The sequence below is a fragment of the Microbacterium schleiferi genome (genome assembly GCF_020781975.1).
Taxonomy (GTDB): domain Bacteria; phylum Actinomycetota; class Actinomycetes; order Actinomycetales; family Microbacteriaceae; genus Microbacterium.
In genome coordinates this window covers 82372-98433 of the sequence record NZ_JAJGNI010000006.1, presented here as the reverse complement: position 1 = coordinate 98433, position 16062 = coordinate 82372, and the positions used below count along the sequence as shown (strand labels likewise).

Below are 16062 nucleotides of genomic sequence, written 5' to 3'. Positions count from 1 at the left end.
GATCGACAGCACGTGCACTCTCCGCGTCAACTGCTCCTTCGACAGCGACTGCAGCGTCCCGAGCGCCCAACCGGGAGCTCGAGCTCCTCCGCAGCCTCCACTGACTCCTGGTCCCTTGCCGGCATCCGATCATAGGTCGGCTCCACCGACCACGGAGATCTCCTTGCCGCCAAGGCCCAGGGAAATGTTCGGGAAGGGAAAGACCACAATGCTCGACCTCACAAGCGCCATCGACCAGCTGATCGTTGAAGCCGAAATCGCCGCACTACCCACCTGGGACGGCGCACCCCTGCACTACACCAGCGCCTACCACACCCCCGACGAACTCGCCGCAGCGCTCGAGCGTTGGCGAGCCGAACAAACACCCGGCACCTGGCGTCGATGCCACCTGTGGCGCCCTGCCCCCGCAGCCGGGGCACTCGACCTCGAGCACCACAACCTCACCACCTGGATCACAGACCTCCGCTGCGACCACCACGGCGCCGAGTATCACGCCTGCTCGTGCGTAGGCGAACTCCTCTACAAGAGCGTCTGCAGCGTCTGCTCCTGGCAAGCGATCACCGACGACGAGAACACCGCCGTCGAAGCCTGGCACGACCACGCCATGCCCGGATGGCGCGACCTCCCCACCCTGCCCAGCAAACTCCGCGGGCACATGGGCACCCGGAAAATGACCCCCGCGCTCGAAGCCTGGTTCGACGCGAACTACCCCGAGAACTTCCGCGTCCCCGGCGCACCCATCCTCACCGACCGGGGCGGCAGCGGCATGCGTCACGTCCCCGACTACAGCCCCTACGGCGGCTTCGACCTCAGCGACCACAACTGACCACACCACCCCGAACGGAGATCACCATGAGCACCCCCGAACCGCGCGCTCTCACCGAAGCCTGCAGCATGTGCCCCGAAACCCTCGTCGCCTTCACCGACACCGAACTCACCGAACAACTCAGCCTCCACGTCGCCCGCCACCACAACGGCGCCACCGCGGCCGTGGCAACCCCCGAACGCCCCACTATGACCGACGCGGTACGCATCCTCGCGGAAACCTGGTCAGTCGTCGCCCGCTGCGACGTCGAGGTCTTCGGTGGCCTCCAATACGTCGAAGCGCTCTCCATCGCCCAAGTCCTTCACGCAGGCGGCTACTCCAGCCTCGCCGGCGAAATCATCTACCGGTGGGCGCGTAACGACACTGATTGGGACGACCGCAACGACCCCCAGTTCGTCACCGAAGTCAACCGGTGGATCGCGCTCATCGAACCCGGCATCCTCGACCGGGAAAGCTCAGCATTCTGCCAGCACTACATCGACACCGGCCTCTACCTCACCGAAGGCGAGACCCTGTGACCGGCAATGCTCAGGTGCCCCAGAACCCCACCATCGCGGGGGAACTGGGGCACCCCCACGTCGGTGCCTGGATCAGCTGGGAAATCCCCAGCCCCAACCTGCTCCTCCCCGTCCGCATCCCACCCCGCGAAATCGCCTGGCTCGCCTTCGATGGCCACAAGATCAACATCGGCCTCTGGCCCGCCGACAACGAAGACGGCGACACGTTCGACGAGTTCTACCTCGAACCCGACCACCCCATCCGACTAACCGAGGCGCCCGAGGGCGACCCGGCGTGATGACAGCACCCGTAGCCGTCCCGCGGCCGAGCGCGACGGCTACGGCCGTATACAGCCAACAGTGAACGGATATGTCCTAGACTGGACGCAGCCCGCCCCCTGCTGGGGGGAAGGGAAGTAGAAGCCGGGACCCCCGCCGTTTGACGGGACCCGGCTTTCGCGCTGCTACAGCCGGATATCCACGATCGTGGTCGCGGAACGGATCGGCTCGAAGAACTGACTCCGGTTCGCGATCGACTCCCCGTACGCCCCGAGGGTCTGGTCAGCCACCCACAGCATCGGCTCACCACTGGGCAGCGCATGGAACACCCGCAGCGACCGACCCAGCGACTGCGCCCCGCGCATCCGCTCCACTGTCCGCATATCGGCGCCGTCCAGCGATCGACCTCGCGACTCGAGCGTGAGCCGAGTCACGCCTTGCCGCTCGAGCTCCCACAACATCCGCTGGATGCACAGCGCCCGCGCTCTCTCCTGCTTGCGGGGATTCACCGGCGCCCCCACCACGACCACGTGGTACGCATCGAACGCCGCGATGCTCGCGATCACCCGCGCCTGCTCGGCGCCCTCAAGATCACGCCAATGAAGCTTCGGCCCGCGAGTGTGCAGCTCCCGCATCCGCTCCCGCAGCTCGTCGCACCGACTGTCCTCAGCAACGACCACACCCAGCAGGTAGTGAGAGATCCCGCCAACCTCGCGCATGCTCTCATCGCCCCACGCTGACAGCTGAAGCGACTCCACGCCCACACGCTACCGGCCACACACGACACCCTCGAGGCCGCTCCCACCCCACCATGGATGCCCAGAACGCCCTAGAGGCGCTCAGAACGCCGCAGGAGGCCGTAGAGGACCGGCCTCGCACGACGCCTCTCGCCAACGACCATGAAGCCTCTCAGCGACCCCGCGTCCGAAAGACGATCGTTCTGTGAGACACGTCCGATCCGCCACCCACAGCATCGGCTCACTGCTGGGCACCGCGGTGGGCTACCGGTAGCGACCGTCCCAGCGCCCGCGCGGATCATCAGGCCCCGCACGGTCGACTACGTTCCCGACTCGGAGCGACCCTGCGTCTGAAGCTTCTCCTCGAGATTCGCTGCTCTCACGCTGACGATGATGGCCACGATGCCACCGACGACGTAGACGACGGTACCCAGGAATGAGGCGTAGATGATCCACGAGGCTGTTCGGACCCCATCGACTGCGAGGACCATCAACGCGATGACAGCCATCACGGCGAGGGTTGTCATCGCGAAGGCGAAGGTGGACCATAGTCCCGGTGACAGCCTCCGCGCGCTTCTCACCTTCCATAGGGCGAGAGCGGCGGAGACGACCGCGACCACGAACAGGACGATCGTGACGATCGCACCGATCCAGCCGATGACCAATTGCTGGTCGGAGGGTTCGCCGCAGCTGTAGAGCAGCGGCACGGCGCTCAACGTGGAGCCGATTTGGCAGTACGGACTGCGTTGCTGCATGTAGTGGCCGGCGGAGACGAAGAGCGGGATCAGAAGAGAGACGAGCAGACTGCACCAGCCCAGCCCGAGAAGGCCGGACTGGTGCAGTCGAGGTTGTGCGCTCATGTATCTACTAAACAGGACGACACCAGATCAGTACGGACCGTTGCATGACCAGATCTGTGCCGCGACGAGGCCGAACTCTCCGGAATACCAGCAGAGGTCGGGCGCCTGATTGTTGTTGTCTGCGTTGAGGACCATCCTGTTCTGGCCAGTACCGGGACCGGGATAGCTAAGGGCGGTTACCCCCATGCAGTCTGTGAGAGGCATCCAGGGTTGGTTCTCACATTGGTGTCGGGTCACGGGTTGGACGATTGATCCGACCCTGCTCTGGGTTTCCTGCCCCCGGAGTGGGTAGGAGTAGATCATGAGAGTGTTCGTGCCGTAGGTGCCTGAAGGCATGGCCCAGGGCTGTGCCATTCCCACCGCGACGGTCGACACGTTGCAGGGGTCGGACAGATCGTTGTAGTCACCATAGAGCCCGAGGGCACCTGGTGCCGCGACCACGTTCGCGCCGTCGATGACCCATCCGAACCAGTCGAACGGCTGGTTCGACGCAGCAGCCCAATCCTTGTAGTCATCGCCGGAGCAATTCGGACGCAGATCCTTCCCGGGGAATGTAATCGGTGTTCCGGGGGGCCAGGGCCTGTTGTTCGTGTAGAAGTCGACCTGGAACTCCATGCCCCAATGATCTGCCATCACCAACGGGGACGCGTATGGGTCTAGTGACCACCACGAGTACTGCGATGAGATCGAGAGGTTCTGCCCCATGTCCGTGATCATCACCTGAGCGTCGTTGGGCTGCCACGTGTCCCCCGCGGCAGCCGAGGACGCCACAACAGGGGAGAGTTGCGCTGTGGAACTTCTCTCCGCGGGCCCGCGATCCGTCGGAACAACAGCGTCTGGGGCGTCGTACACGGGGAGATCTGCGCCGAGGACCACGTCACCCAGTCCGCGGGACTGCTCACGCTTGTCCGTGAATGCCTCCCCGTCGACGTACGCTGTGACGATCTCCGGAGCGGTGCCTGTTTCCTTCCTGACCTCGGCAAGGAACTCCTCGACCGTCAGTCCGCCGTCGAGCCAGAAGTCGCCAACGATCGAATCGCTCTCGAACCGGTAACCCTCTACCGGCAGCCCAGCCGCCCGAGCGACGGTCGTCGCGGACTCCAGGCTGACCGGGTGCGCGAAGGAGATCTCGGAGAACGTCGGTGTGATGGGCTCCTCGACGGGCTCCTTCACGGGGCTCTGGTTACCCGATTCGGCAATTGCCGCGGCCGGTGTCATTGCGAGCACCACCGCGGCGATTGCCCCGCCGAGTGAGATGGCTTTCAGGTGTCTCATCAATCCTCCTGTCATCGTTGAGTGTCGATGTCTCACTCTCTCCATGGCACTCACACGAAACCAGGCAGTACGTTCCCTGGACTCAGAGGCGGAAACATGAGATAGGCGGGTACGCTACGTCGGCGGGTGAGGTGTCAGCTCCAGAGCCCACAGAACACGAATGACCGTGACCACCGTGGGGTTCGGAGCCGTCCCGACACCAGGCCCGACCCGCTCGAGCGCCGCATACGTCTGCACAGATACATCGGCCATGTGCGCGACCTCTTCTTGAGAGAGGCCGCGCCTGCGTCGCGCCGTCACAAGAACCTCGGCAAGGTCTCGCGTCACTTCGTAGTACCGGTCAGCGAATGACCGCGCTTCCTGCATAGAGGCCTCCCTCGACACGGAAATGCCCACGGGGCGCTCACGAGCCAAGGCCGACGCTACCTACGGACATCGGATCTGTCTGTCCCCCATAAGGGGGACAAGCCTGGCCTCTCGCCAGACCGGCGTCCGAAAGACGATCGTTCCATGGACACCTGGTCAGGCGCGATACCGACCGAGTCGGCACCCGGAATTCCGCGGCAGCCCCGTGAAGCCATCGGCGCGTCCGCAAGCGCTTGATCTACCGGACGCGGGTACACGACCGCGACACACGACCGGGCCCTGCACCGACGGTGCAACACTGGGGTGGTGGGCACGCTCAACCGAACACCGACTCGCCCCGCTGCCGTGAGCCTCGACGATGCCCTCTCACGAGCCGAGGCGGGCGACGACCTCAGCCGCGACGATCTGATCGCGGTGCTCTCGGCGCGCGGGTCGGACCTGGACGCGGTCCTCGATGTTGCGGGCGACCTGCGGGATCACGGCCTGCGAGAGGCTGGACGCCCGGGAATCTTCACCTACTCCCGCAAGGTGTTCGTGCCGGTCACGACCCTCTGCCGGGACCGCTGCCACTACTGCGTGTTCGTCGATACCCCCGGACAGCTGCAGCGCGCCGGCAAGCCGGTGTTCATGAGCCCCGAGCAGGTGCTCGCCGTCGCCCGCGCCGGCCAGCGCCAGGGCTGCAAGGAGGCTCTGCTCACGCTCGGCGACCGCCCCGAGGAACGATGGCCCGAGGCTCGCCGTTGGCTCGACGAGCACGGTTTCGCCTCGACCCTCGACTACGTCGCGCACGTCGCCCGCCTCATCACGGCCGAGACCGGCATGCTCGCGCATCTGAACCCCGGCGTCATGAGCGCCGACGAACTTCAGCGGTTGCGCCCGACAGGACCATCGATGGGCATGATGCTCGAGACGACGTCGCGCGAGCTGTTCGAGACCCCGGGACAGGTGCACTATGGGTCCCCCGACAAGGATCCCGACGTCAGGCTTCGGGTGATCGAGGAAGCCGGCATCCACCGCATTCCGTTCACGACCGGCATCCTCGTGGGGATCGGCGAGACGATCAGCGACCGCGCCGACTCCCTGCTGGCTCTGCGGGACGCGCACCGTCGCCACGGACACCTGCAAGAGATCATCGTGCAGAACTTCCGCGCGAAGCCCGGGACCGCGATGCGGGACGCGGCGGATGCCGAGCTGGAGGAGTACGTCGCCGCAGTGGCGGCTGCGCGCCTGACGATGGGCGCGAATGCACGCATCCAGGTTCCGCCGAACCTCAGCGACCCGACCGAGTTCGCCCTTCTCGTGCGGGCCGGTGCTGATGACTGGGGCGGGGTCTCGCCGGTGACAGCCGACCATGTCAATCCCGAGCGTCCGTGGCCCCACCTCGACGATCTGGCGGCCCGCACGGCCGAGCTGGGTTTCGAGTTGCGTGAACGTCTCACGGTGCATCCGGAGTACATCCGCGACGCCGCGACGTGGCTCGCGCCGGAGCTGCACTCGGCGGTGGCCGCCCTCGCCGACCCGGTCTCGGGGCTCGCGCTCTCGACGCTCGCCGCGACGACCCCAGATAGCGCAGCCCGACGCGCTCGGGGCAGCTCGTTCGACGCCCTCGTCACGGATGCCGCGACCGACCCGGAATCCCTCGCCGACGACGACTGGACGCGGCTGCTGACGGCACAGGGCGCAGACCTGGACGCTGTCGCCCGCGCAGCAGATGATGTGCGTCGCTACACCGTCGGTGAGGCCATCAGTGTCGTCGTCAATCGCAACCTCACCACGACCGGGCTGCGTCCGAGCGTGTCCGCCGGCGACCTGGACCGCGGCACATTCACGTTGGCCGAGGTCGCCGAGATCGCTCGGGACGCGGCGGGCCTCGGTGCGAGCGAGCTGTGCGCGCAGGGCATCATCCCGATCGAGGCGGATGCCTACCTCGAACTCGCTCGCACGGTAAAGGATGCCGCGCCCACGCTGCACCTGCACGCCTTCCGCCCGCAGGACGTCTGGGACTTCGCGTCCCGGAGCGGACTCTCGATCGACGAGGCCTACCGTGAGCTCAGGGGTGCGGGCGTCGATACCGTCCCGGGCACCGGCGTCAAGGTTCTCGATGACGGCATCCGCGAGCGGGTGGCCGCCACCGATCTTCCCGTCGATCAGTGGCTCACCGCGATCCGCGCCGCACATGCTGCGGGGCTGCGGTCGACATCCGTGCTGTTCTACGGCCACGTCGAAAGCGCCGCCGACCGCGTCGCGCACCTGCGCACCCTTCGCGACCTGCAGCGCGAGACGGGTGGATTCACCGAGTTCGTGCCGATCCCGCTGCCCGGATACGGCGTGCCGCTCGTCGCGGACAGGTCACCGATCGATGAGCATCGCGCCATGGTCGCCGTGTCACGGCTGCTGCTGTCGGGCGCGATCTCACACATCCAGGTGCCGTGGCCTCGGCTCGACGCCGCCAGCATTCCCGTGTTGCTGCGCTCGGGCGCCGACGACCTCGGCGGCACGCTGCTCGATGGTCGGGTCCTGCCCCGCACCGGTGTGGAGCACGGGCGCGAGCTCCCCCTGTCTGAGGCTGAGCGCATCGCCCGGCACCTGCTGCGGCCCCTCCGGCAGCGCACGACCGACTACCGGGACGCCCGTCCCGCTGCTCGCACAGGCGACCGAACCCGGGAGCCGCGATGACACCCGAACACGAGGTCGTGATCGTCGGCGCGGGTTTCGCGGGCCTCGCCGCCGCGATGGAACTCGAAGCCGCCGGAGTCACCGACGTCGTGATCCTCGAGCGGGCGCGAGAGGTGGGAGGCACCTGGCGCGAGAACACCTACCCGGGCGTCGCCTGCGATGTTCCAGCCCACCTCTACGCTCTGGCGCGTCATCCGTGGCCGCACTGGACACGGGAGTTCGCGCCCGGAGCCGAGATCCAGGCGTACCTCCGACGCGTCGCCGCCACCACAGGGATCGATAGCCGCATCCGGTTCGACACCGCGCTGCTTGACGCCCGCTGGAACGACGGCGCGTGGAACCTGCAGACCACCGGCGGCAGTCTGCGGGCACGGATGCACGTCCTCGCGTGCGGTCGGCTCACGGAACCGTCCCTGCCGGAAGTGCACGGCCTGGCAGCCTTTCCTGGACCTGTCGTGCACTCCGCGCGGTGGGATTCCCAGCTCGACCTGGACGGTAAGCGCATCGCGGTCGTCGGCACGGGCGCGAGCGGAGTCCAGCTCGTCCCGGAGCTCGTGCGCCGTGGTGCCGAGGTGACACTGTTCCAGCGTTCCGCGCCCTGGATCCTTCCCCGCGGCGGCAGAACCTATACGGATGCCGAACGCGAGCGGTTCGCGACCCACCCCGAGGTGCTCGCCGCCCTGCGCGAGGATCTCTTCCGCGAGGGGGAAGCCCGCCACGCCTCGCGCGCGGGTGACGCCGCTGCAGCTGCCGCGGCATCCGACCAGGCACAGGCGCATCTGCACGCGCAGGTATCCGACCCGACGCTGCGCGCATGGCTCACCCCCGACTACGCGTTCGGCTGCAAGCGGGTGCTGCTCTCCGACGACTTCTACCCTGCCGTTGCCTCGGACGCCGTCACCCTTGAGCCCTCGGCGCTGGCACGGGCGGATGGCGGTACCCTCGTCGCCGCGAGCGGGCGGCGCCATGCCGTGGATGCCGTCGTTCTTGCTACCGGGTTCAGCGCGACGCGTCAGCCTTACGCCGAGCTGGTCACGGGTGAAGACGGGATCTCCCTCGACGAACACTGGGCAAGCGGAATGTCATCAGCGCTGTCGACGGTCGTGAGCGGATTCCCGAACCTGTTCATCCTCAACGGACCCAACGCGTCCCTCGGTCACAACTCATCGATCCTCATGCTGGAGGAGCAGGCAGCGTACGCCGCGCGGACGATCGCCGCGGCCCCGGCAACGGCCACCTTGCGCCCCGACCCCGCCGTCGAGCAGGAGTACACCCGCATGATCGTGCGACGCTCGCGCGACACCGCCTGGGTCTCCGGAGGATGCCGCAACTGGTACGTCGACGAACGGTCCGGGCGCCTCACCTTGCTGTGGCCGGGCACCGTGACACAGTTCCGCGACCAGCTCCGCCGGGCCGACGGCAGCGAATTCCTGACTGAACCCGCTACCGAAAGGAGCACCACGCCATGACGATCCCCCTGCGCCTGGGATACAAGGCATCAGCCGAGCAGTTCGGACCAAACGAGCTCGCAGACTTCGCGGTGGGCGCCGAGCAGGCCGGGTTCGACTCGGTGTTCGTCTCCGACCACCTGCAGCCCTGGATGCACGAGGGTGGCCATGCGCCGGCGGCTATCCCGTGGCTCGGCGCCGTCGGGGCGCGAACGTCCCGGGTCCTCCTCGGCACGTCGGTGCTCACCCCCACCTTCCGCTACCACCCGGGTGTCGTGGCGCAGGCCTTCGCGACCCTCGGCGTGATGTACCCGGGGCGCGTCATCCTGGGGGTGGGCACCGGCGAATCCCTCAACGAGGTGACCCTCGGCATCCCGTGGCCCGAGCCGCCCGAACGTTTCCGTCGCCTGAAGGAGTCGCTCACGCTCCTGAACAAGCTGTGGACCGGCGAGCGCGTCAGTTTCGACGGCGAGTTCTGGCAGGTTCGGGATGCGACGATCTACGACCGTCCCGACACTCCCGTACCGGTCTACATCGGTGCCGCCGGCCCCGCCGCTACCCGTCTGGCAGGTCGCGTCGCCGATGGCTTCATCACGACAAGCGGCAAGGACCCAGCTCTGTACACCGACACACTCCTTCCGGCTCTGGATGAGGGGCTGGAGAAGTCGGGGCGCACGCGTGATGACATCGACACGCTCATCGAGGTGAAGGTCTCGTACCACCCCGATCCTGCCGAGGCCCTCGAGCGCACCCGGTTCTGGGCCCCTCTCGCGCTCAGCCCCGAAGAGAAGGTCGGCATTCACGATCCCATCGAGATGCAGCGACGGGCCGCGGAACTGCCGATCGAGCGTGTCGCGAAACGGTTCATCGTCTCGTCCGACCCCGACGAGCACGTCGATCGCATCGTCGAAGTCGCCGAGCGCGGCTTCCGCCACCTCGTGTTCCACGACCCCGGGCACGACCAGGCGGAGTTCATGGAACGCTACAGCCGCGACATCCTCCCCCGCCTGCGCGAACGTCTGGATCCGTGAGCGGCTGGACGCTTGTCATCCCGGTGCGCGGCGGCGCGGGAAAGAGTCGCCTCGTCGTGCCGGATATCGATCGGGCAGCACTGGCGCGCGCGATCGGGCTCGACACGATAGCCGCAGCGCAGGCGTGCCCGGCCGTCGCGCAAGTGGTGGTCGTGACCGCGGATGCCGAGATCGCGCGTGAGATCTCGGATGGCTGCCTCGTCGTCACCGACCCCGGAACCGGCTTGAACGACGCGGTGCGGGCCGGGCTCGCGGTGACGGATGCCGCCCAGCCGCGAGCCGCGATGCTCGGCGACCTTCCCGCGCTTCGCGCCACAGACCTGGAGACCGTGCTCGTGGCGGCAGCACGGTACGAGAGCGCGGCGCTGCCGGACGCGGAAGGGACGGGCACGACCCTCATCACGCGGACGGTGGCCGGCGAGCTCGTCCCCGCATTCGGTGAGGACTCTTTCACCCGCCACCGGGCAGCAGGATTCCTCGACCTCGCCCGCGAGATCGAGGCCGGCCGGCAGCAGCGGGGGGCCTGGAGCGCACGGCGAGACGTCGACACTCTCGATCAGCTCCACGAAGCCGCCCAGCTCGGGCTCGGCATCCGCACGGCCGCACTCTTGGAAGGGAGATCGCGTCAGGGCGCAGCTTCGTCGGTCGCATGAAGCAGCGGAAAGCGCGCAACGACCTCGATGAGCGCATCGACGGTCTGGCGATCGGCCACACCGTCGACAGTGAGACCGGCGGCCTGGGCGTCAGTGGCGGTCCGCGGGCCGATCGCCGCCACGACGGTCGAAGGCGGAATGTGCGGGAACTGCTCGCGCACCTGTTCGGCGACCGATCCGCTTGTGACGAGGATCGCGTTGATCCGACCGCTACGCACGTCGTTCGCGATGCGCTCGGTGACCGGAACCCCGACCGTCCGATAGGCGACCACGCTGCGCACGCGGTGGCCGGCTTCCGTGAGCATTCCGGTGAGCACCGGCTTCGCCGTCTCGCTGCGCAGTGTCAGGATGTCGCGCGGCTCGGGTTCGAGGTCAATCATCTGGCCTGCCAGGCCCGCGGCTGAATTGTCGAGGTCCGGTACGAGATCCACGCGGTACCCGACGGCTTGCAGCGCTGCAGCCGTGGTTTCTCCGACCGCGGCGACCTTCGTCTGCGGGGGGATGACGGCGCGGTAGGCATAGAGGACGTCGACGGTGGTCGCACTCGTGAGCGTCACCCAGTCGAAATCGCCCGCCGCAAGGGCCGCTAGCGCCGACTCGAGCTCTGTCTGGTCAGTTGTGGGCGCGAAATTGATCAGCGGCGCGATGACAGGTACGGCGCCCTGGCGCCGCAGCGTCGCGGCGACGGAGTCGCCCCAGGGTCCCCCGCGGGGGACCAGAACACGCCACCCGGCCAGTGGCTTGGCGGCGGTCTTGGACGGTGCTCGGTTCATGATCGACTCATCGATGCGGAGTCGACCGCCCGACGTTCGAGCAGCCGAACGACGTGTCACCTCGGGTCACAGGATGGTGGCAACTACGTCGTCGGCAGCTTCCGCATCATCGCGCTGCCTGTTGTCCGAGCATAACCCCCACGCTCGGGGGATGTCGCGGTCAAAAGGTCACGAGATGGTCACCTCGTGGCTGCTGCGGGGCTACTTGTTGACGTAGGAGTTGACGCCCCACCACACCAAAGCGCCCACGGCCGCCGCTTTCACCACGGCGAGAGTGACGGTCGCGACGGGGTGTTCGCGCGAGAAGCGGCGCAGTTTCGTCACCGCGCTGTCGGTGGCCTTCGAGACCTGCTTGGGAACGTTGGTCTTGTCTTCGATGGCAGCGAGCGCGGCCTTCAACTCTGCCCGGGCCCTCTCGACCGGGTCCGTGAGCGACAGGTCTACCGCTGTCTTGGGAACGCCGGTCTCAGAGCTCATCACGGATCTCCTTGATGTCTTGGCTGACAGCCTGGGCGGGGTTACGCCTGCGGGTGAGCTTCCGGAATCTCAGCACGCCGAGCAGGGCGAACACGATAGTCACGACCAGGAGGGCGGCGAACACGACCAGCGCCGACAGCCACACCGGCCACCACGACGAGAGCCCGGCGATCAGGAAGGTACCGAACACCGGCAACGACCAGAACAGCACGAACAGGGCGACGAGGAACAGGACGACGCCGATCCCGGCATCCTTCCCCGCCTGCCGCGCCCATGCCTTCGCGGCATCGACCTCGGCGACAATCAGGTTCCGTATCAGTTCCGGAAGCTCGCCGAGGAGCGAGAGAAGGGAATCGTTCGCCCGATCGCGGAATTCTCGAGGGGCGCTCATGTCACTCCTTGCCGGCTGCCTTGGCGATGTCGTCGATCGCCTCGTCGGCTGCCTGCTTCACAGCGTCGGCGGACGTGTCCGCTGCGCTGCTGACGGCATCCACGGAGTCTTTCCCGGCCTTCACCGCGGCGTCGAGCCGCTCGCCCGCGGTCCCCTTCGAGGTGGCAGCCTTGGTCACCTTGACCGCCGAGTCCCAAAGGGTGCTCGGCAACGCCATCGCGCTGGACTTCGCGAAGTCCTTCGCTTTGCCCACCTGCTTCTGCACGGGCTCCATGTTCCAGACCTTCAGAGCCTGGGACTTGATCTGCTCGTATCTCTGCCGACCGGCACGCGACCCGAGCACGTAGCCCACGGCGAGTCCGACGACGAGTCCTGCTTTGCCCCTCATGGGGTCTCCTCACGCTTGTCGAGCGGGTGGTCCTCACCCAGCGTAACGCCATCGGCATGTGTCCCCCACAGGAGGTTGACACGGAGCCGCTCAGCCTCCTCGCGCGCGTGCGCGACGACGCGCGCGAGGCCCGGGCCCGACACCCACGCACCCACGAGGCCGAGCCCGCGCACTTTGCCTACCCGCTCTCGCAGCGTCTGGGCTGCCTCGTCTCGCCCCCGCATCACGGCGGCCGGCGGCTGCACCCACCGGTCTCGACGCGCTTCGACAACCGCGTCAGCGGGTAGACCGAGCAAGGCTTCAGCCTCACGCGCCGCCTTGACGAAAACGTCGTCGTCACTGAGCGCGGCAGTCGGGGGCGCGGTCTCGAGGTCACCATACGTGAGGCGGGCCACGCGCACCCCGGTGACAGTACCGGTCCAGCGCGCGGTCTCGTCCGACGCGACAACCGGTTCGGTTGCGGGGTTCAGCGTGAAGACGGTGGTGTGCTGCTCCTCGGGTGCCGGCGCGGAGGCGACGAGCGTGACGACATCCTGCACGAGTTCGCGCGTCAGGAGCTCAGGGACGGAGAAGGGCACGAGGCGGGTGGCGTCGGCAGCTTCCGTTGCGACGATCACGGCGTCAGCGGCCAGTGTCTGCGTCTCATCGACGGTATCCAGGGTGACGGTCCAGGAACCGCCCGAGGACGTGAGCTGGGATACTCGCGCCCCGGTGATGACAGAAGCCCCGTAGTCGCCAAGGCGCGCGATCAGGGCATCGACCAGACGTGTCGGTCCGCCCACCAGGCCACGGATCGGCGGAACCCCTGACTCGTCGTCGGCGACCGCCAGCAATTCGCCAGCCGCGGCGGCGAGCGATCCGGTTCGCGTCAGTGCCGAACTCAGTCCGGGCGCGATGAGGCCGACATCCACCGCGTCGGGGACCAGTCCGTACCGGGCCCGCATCAGCGGGGCAACGAGCCGGCCCAGAATCTGCCCGCCCATGCGACGACGAACGAGTGTGCCGAGGTTGCGTTCTTTCCCGATGGTCAGCGGCGGGCGCAGCCGGTCGAGATAGGCCCGCCAGGTGCCGGCCCACCCGATCACGCGGCGCACCATCGGATCCCACGGATTCGCCGGTATGCCGGCCACGGTCTGCTCCGGGTAGGGCTGGACCCCACCGGAAACCGCGACCCAGACATCCGCGTTCGCCGGCTCGACCACCTCATCGCCGAGACCCAGTTCCGCCACGAGCGCGTCGACTGCACCGTTTCGGGTAGCCCAGCCCGTGGCGCCGAGGTCGACAGCGATACCCGCGACCTCGGCGCGCGCGATGGCACCGCCGAGACGCTCGGATGCTTCAACCAGCGTCACCTGCAGCCCGACCTTCGCGCACTCCAGCGCGGCAACCAGTCCGGCGATCCCGGCACCGACAACGACGACGTGCTCGGATCTGGCGTGTTCGACCAGCTTCTCGAACGCGGATTCGGCCATTCCTCCATCCTCCACCATCCGCGCGAGCCCCAATCCCAGCCGAGTTGTCCTTCACCCACGCGAGTTGTCCTTCACCCACATCGAGCAACTAAGGACAACTCGACTCAAGGAAGGACAAGTCGGCTGAGCGAAGGACAACTGGGCTGAAGGAGGGAGCTGCGTGGAACACTGGTGCCATGGAGTTGCACATCACCGGCGATGACGCTGCCGACCGGCTGCTATCGGACGATCCGCTGGCACTGCTGATCGGGATGCTGCTTGACCAGCGTGTGCGATAACCATTGGCAATCGCGACGACCGCGTGCGACCACCGCCTGCTTGAGGGGCTCGCGGGCGGATGAGTCCTCGAGCCGCTCGTGGCGGCGTTCAGTCTGCTGACGTCGCGTCCCTGGGGAGCTCCACGATGTTGGCGCTGATGCCGGACAGGAAGTGGCCGCCGAGCGGGGACAGAGAGAGCTCCTTTCGCTTGGCCCCGGTGCGAGGGGCGTCGACAGCCTTGCTCACGAGGAGCCCGGAGTCCTCGAGGCGTTTCACCGTGCGATACAGGCCCCTCTCAGTCACGTGCCAGCCGGAAGCGGCGGCGAGATGAGTGGTGAGGTCATTGACGGTGACCGGTTGATGAATGGACGTCAGTCGCAGAAGGATCGGGGCAAGCATGGCCTTCTTATAGGTCTCCACCCATGACTCGATTCGGCTTGTCACCCACTCTTCATTCTCATCGGGGTGCGCCATGTTCACACCTCAATCTTCCCAGCCGCGGCCCAGAATGGCCCCAATCAGGTGAATGAGCAGCCCCAGCCCCCACACTGAGCTCATCACAAGCGTTGCTCCGAACCACGGCGTAGCGAGCAGGTCATGGGCTGCGAGCTGGAAGCCATCAGCCTCACCAGCCAGGGCGACACTGCGGATGGCTGCGTGCAGATTGAAGGATGACGTGATGACGACGAAAGCGACCGCGTGCGCGACGACTTGCCCGAAGCGCACCCGTCGAAGTTCGCGGCGGTTGGACCACAGCCAGACGACGATCCCAAGCGCGACTGCGGCGGTAAGGAGGCCAGCGAGGAGCCCGATCTGACCGCCGGTCAGAGCGATCACCGTTTGCACGCCCGCCATCGCAATAAACAGGATCAGCGCATAGGGCAGTAGAAGTCGGCGTGCGTTGACGGAAGTTTGATTTGTTGTCATATGGGTACTGTACCAGAAGTACAGTACCTTCGAGTAGGCACGACCTTGAACGCCGCAACACCTACCGGCATCGCCCCGTGGCTCACGACCTTTACCGCTCGCCAAGTCCACTAGGCCTCGATGTCAGACTGGGTGCATGACGCTCCACATCACCGGCGATGCCGACGCCGACCAACTGCTGACCGACGATCCGCTGGCACTGCTGATCGGGATGCTGCTTGATCAGCAGATCGCGATGGAGACCGCCTTCACAGGCCCGAAGAAGATCAGGGAACGAACGGGAGAGCTCTCCGCATCCGCCCTGGCGGCGTACGCCCCCGAAGCATTCGTCGAGGTGTTCCGCCAGACCCCGGCCGTGCACCGATTCCCGGGATCGATGGCGGGTCGGGTGCAGGCGCTGTGCGAGGCTGTCGCGACCGACTGGGATGACGACGCCGCTGCCATCTGGACGAAAGGCAATCCCGACGGCGCGGAGGTGCTGAGCCGCCTGAAGAAGCTGCCCGGCTTCGGCGAGCAGAAGGCGAAGATCTTCCTCGCCCTGCTCGGAAAGCAGTACGGGTACGACGGGGACGGATGGCGCGAGGCCTCCGCTCCCTACGGCGAAGAAGGGTCCTTCCGCAGCGTCGCTGACATCACCAGCCCCGAGTCCCTTGCGAAGGTGCGAGAGCACAAGAAGGCGATGAAGGCTGCCGCCAAGGGCTGATACTCACCCTCGATTCCGCAGCCTG

The 16062-nt window shown here is 67.0% G+C and carries 19 protein-coding genes and 1 pseudogene; 9 read left to right on the top strand and 11 right to left on the bottom strand.

Translation table 11 applies throughout. The annotated features are described in order from the left end of the window. Window positions 1-208: 208 nt before the first annotated feature. From LL236_RS08625 to LL236_RS08615, 3 genes are read left to right on the top strand one after another with little or no spacing between them, the layout of a single operon-like run. Entirely contained in the window at window positions 209-826 is a 618-nt protein-coding gene (locus tag LL236_RS08625; protein ID WP_228178342.1) for a DUF6349 family protein, read from the top strand. Window positions 827-852: 26 nt separating this feature from the next. Then, a complete protein-coding gene (locus LL236_RS08620) occupies window positions 853-1344 on the top strand; it encodes a hypothetical protein (RefSeq protein WP_228178341.1) in 492 nt (163 codons plus the stop codon). Next, window positions 1341-1622, top strand: coding sequence for a hypothetical protein (locus tag LL236_RS08615; RefSeq protein WP_228178340.1), 282 nt, complete (start codon window positions 1341-1343; stop codon window positions 1620-1622). Before LL236_RS08620 ends, LL236_RS08615 begins: the two co-directional genes overlap by 4 nt. Window positions 1623-1787: 165 nt before the next feature. Here the strand turns inward: LL236_RS08615 and LL236_RS08610 are convergent, their stop codons facing one another. From LL236_RS08610 to LL236_RS08595, 4 genes are all read right to left on the bottom strand, one after another. Beyond that, window positions 1788-2360 carry a hypothetical protein gene (locus LL236_RS08610; protein ID WP_228178339.1) on the bottom strand — a complete coding sequence of 191 codons (573 nt, stop codon included), beginning with the start codon at window positions 2358-2360 and terminating at the stop codon, window positions 1788-1790. A gap of 299 nt (window positions 2361-2659) precedes the next feature. Continuing rightward, on the bottom strand, window positions 2660-3199 hold the full coding sequence (locus LL236_RS08605; RefSeq protein ID WP_228178338.1) for a hypothetical protein: 540 nt from the start codon (window positions 3197-3199) through the stop codon (window positions 2660-2662). A gap of 27 nt (window positions 3200-3226) precedes the next feature. Continuing rightward, window positions 3227-4474, bottom strand: coding sequence for a hypothetical protein (locus tag LL236_RS08600; RefSeq protein WP_228178337.1), 1248 nt, complete (start codon window positions 4472-4474; stop codon window positions 3227-3229). A gap of 114 nt (window positions 4475-4588) precedes the next feature. After that, complete coding sequence (locus LL236_RS08595) at window positions 4589-4840, bottom strand: helix-turn-helix transcriptional regulator (RefSeq protein WP_228178336.1); 252 nt, start codon at window positions 4838-4840, stop codon at window positions 4589-4591. Window positions 4841-5146: 306 nt separating this feature from the next. Here LL236_RS08595 and cofG point away from each other — a divergent pair, with 306 nt between their 5' ends. Genes cofG through cofC form a run of 4 tightly spaced genes read left to right on the top strand, consistent with a single transcriptional unit; the run spans window position 5147 to window position 10648 of the window. Next, window positions 5147-7516 (top strand): 7,8-didemethyl-8-hydroxy-5-deazariboflavin synthase CofG, encoded by a 2370-nt coding sequence (gene cofG, locus LL236_RS08590; protein ID WP_228178335.1) that lies wholly within the window; start codon window positions 5147-5149, stop codon window positions 7514-7516. After that, window positions 7513-8985, top strand: a complete 1473-nt coding sequence (locus LL236_RS08585; protein ID WP_228178334.1) for a flavin-containing monooxygenase — start codon at window positions 7513-7515, stop codon at window positions 8983-8985. Before cofG ends, LL236_RS08585 begins: the two co-directional genes overlap by 4 nt. Then, window positions 8982-9995, top strand: a complete 1014-nt coding sequence (fgd, locus tag LL236_RS08580) for a glucose-6-phosphate dehydrogenase (coenzyme-F420) (RefSeq protein WP_228178333.1) — start codon at window positions 8982-8984, stop codon at window positions 9993-9995. Before LL236_RS08585 ends, fgd begins: the two co-directional genes overlap by 4 nt. Continuing rightward, window positions 9992-10648: a 2-phospho-L-lactate guanylyltransferase gene (cofC, locus tag LL236_RS08575; RefSeq protein ID WP_228178332.1), complete on the top strand. Its 657-nt coding sequence runs from the start codon at window positions 9992-9994 to the stop codon at window positions 10646-10648. The genes fgd and cofC overlap by 4 nt, the downstream gene beginning before the upstream one ends. Here cofC and LL236_RS08570 read toward each other — a convergent pair. The 5 genes from LL236_RS08570 to LL236_RS08550 all read right to left on the bottom strand — a co-directional run bounded on the left by LL236_RS08570 (window position 10621) and on the right by LL236_RS08550 (window position 14149). Then, a complete protein-coding gene (locus LL236_RS08570) occupies window positions 10621-11421 on the bottom strand; it encodes a uroporphyrinogen-III synthase (RefSeq protein WP_228178331.1) in 801 nt (266 codons plus the stop codon). The two genes, cofC and LL236_RS08570, sit on opposite strands and share 28 nt — an antisense overlap. Before the next feature lie 201 nt (window positions 11422-11622). Beyond that, window positions 11623-11898: a hypothetical protein gene (locus LL236_RS08565; RefSeq protein WP_228178330.1), complete on the bottom strand. Its 276-nt coding sequence runs from the start codon at window positions 11896-11898 to the stop codon at window positions 11623-11625. After that, a complete protein-coding gene (locus LL236_RS08560; protein ID WP_228178329.1) occupies window positions 11888-12289 on the bottom strand; it encodes a phage holin family protein in 402 nt (133 codons plus the stop codon). The genes LL236_RS08565 and LL236_RS08560 overlap by 11 nt, the downstream gene beginning before the upstream one ends. 1 nt (window position 12290) lies before the next feature. After that, a complete protein-coding gene (locus LL236_RS08555; protein WP_228178328.1) occupies window positions 12291-12677 on the bottom strand; it encodes a hypothetical protein in 387 nt (128 codons plus the stop codon). Then, on the bottom strand, window positions 12674-14149 hold the full coding sequence (locus LL236_RS08550) for a protoporphyrinogen/coproporphyrinogen oxidase (RefSeq protein WP_228178327.1): 1476 nt from the start codon (window positions 14147-14149) through the stop codon (window positions 12674-12676). Before LL236_RS08550 ends, LL236_RS08555 begins: the two co-directional genes overlap by 4 nt. Window positions 14150-14325: 176 nt before the next feature. On the opposite strand from LL236_RS08550, the pseudogene LL236_RS08545 reads away from it, so the two are divergent. After that, a pseudogene (locus LL236_RS08545) lies at window positions 14326-14421 on the top strand (HhH-GPD-type base excision DNA repair protein); the annotation flags it as partial. A 94-nt stretch (window positions 14422-14515) separates the two neighbouring features. On the opposite strand, the gene LL236_RS08540 reads toward LL236_RS08545, so the two are convergent. Both LL236_RS08540 and LL236_RS08535 read right to left on the bottom strand, forming a co-directional pair. Then, complete coding sequence (locus LL236_RS08540) at window positions 14516-14881, bottom strand: helix-turn-helix transcriptional regulator (protein ID WP_228178326.1); 366 nt, start codon at window positions 14879-14881, stop codon at window positions 14516-14518. A gap of 9 nt (window positions 14882-14890) precedes the next feature. Then, entirely contained in the window at window positions 14891-15334 is a 444-nt protein-coding gene (locus LL236_RS08535; protein WP_228178325.1) for a hypothetical protein, read from the bottom strand. 136 nt (window positions 15335-15470) lie between these two features. Between LL236_RS08535 and LL236_RS08530 the strand changes: the two genes are divergently transcribed. Next, a complete protein-coding gene (locus LL236_RS08530) occupies window positions 15471-16037 on the top strand; it encodes an HhH-GPD-type base excision DNA repair protein (protein ID WP_228178324.1) in 567 nt (188 codons plus the stop codon). Window positions 16038-16062 lie beyond the last annotated feature (25 nt).

Excerpts from the sequence above, each read along its gene's own strand:
- LL236_RS08625 (WP_228178342.1), top strand. The coding sequence starts at position 209 with ATGCTCGACCTCACAAGCGCCATCGACCAGCTGATCGTTGAAGCCGAA.
- LL236_RS08620 (WP_228178341.1), top strand. The coding sequence starts at position 853 with ATGAGCACCCCCGAACCGCGCGCTCTCACCGAAGCCTGCAGCATGTGC.
- LL236_RS08605 (WP_228178338.1), bottom strand. The coding sequence starts at position 3,199 with ATGAGCGCACAACCTCGACTGCACCAGTCCGGCCTTCTCGGGCTGGGC.
- LL236_RS08600 (WP_228178337.1), bottom strand. The coding sequence starts at position 4,474 with ATGAGACACCTGAAAGCCATCTCACTCGGCGGGGCAATCGCCGCGGTG.
- LL236_RS08595 (WP_228178336.1), bottom strand. The coding sequence starts at position 4,840 with ATGCAGGAAGCGCGGTCATTCGCTGACCGGTACTACGAAGTGACGCGA.
- LL236_RS08585 (WP_228178334.1), top strand. The coding sequence starts at position 7,513 with ATGACACCCGAACACGAGGTCGTGATCGTCGGCGCGGGTTTCGCGGGC.
- fgd (WP_228178333.1), top strand. The coding sequence starts at position 8,982 with ATGACGATCCCCCTGCGCCTGGGATACAAGGCATCAGCCGAGCAGTTC.
- LL236_RS08570 (WP_228178331.1), bottom strand. The coding sequence starts at position 11,421 with ATGAACCGAGCACCGTCCAAGACCGCCGCCAAGCCACTGGCCGGGTGG.
- LL236_RS08565 (WP_228178330.1), bottom strand. The coding sequence starts at position 11,898 with ATGAGCTCTGAGACCGGCGTTCCCAAGACAGCGGTAGACCTGTCGCTC.
- LL236_RS08560 (WP_228178329.1), bottom strand. The coding sequence starts at position 12,289 with ATGAGCGCCCCTCGAGAATTCCGCGATCGGGCGAACGATTCCCTTCTC.
- LL236_RS08555 (WP_228178328.1), bottom strand. The coding sequence starts at position 12,677 with ATGAGGGGCAAAGCAGGACTCGTCGTCGGACTCGCCGTGGGCTACGTG.
- LL236_RS08550 (WP_228178327.1), bottom strand. The coding sequence starts at position 14,149 with ATGGCCGAATCCGCGTTCGAGAAGCTGGTCGAACACGCCAGATCCGAG.
- LL236_RS08540 (WP_228178326.1), bottom strand. The coding sequence starts at position 14,881 with ATGGCGCACCCCGATGAGAATGAAGAGTGGGTGACAAGCCGAATCGAG.
- LL236_RS08535 (WP_228178325.1), bottom strand. The coding sequence starts at position 15,334 with ATGACAACAAATCAAACTTCCGTCAACGCACGCCGACTTCTACTGCCC.
- LL236_RS08530 (WP_228178324.1), top strand. The coding sequence starts at position 15,471 with ATGACGCTCCACATCACCGGCGATGCCGACGCCGACCAACTGCTGACC.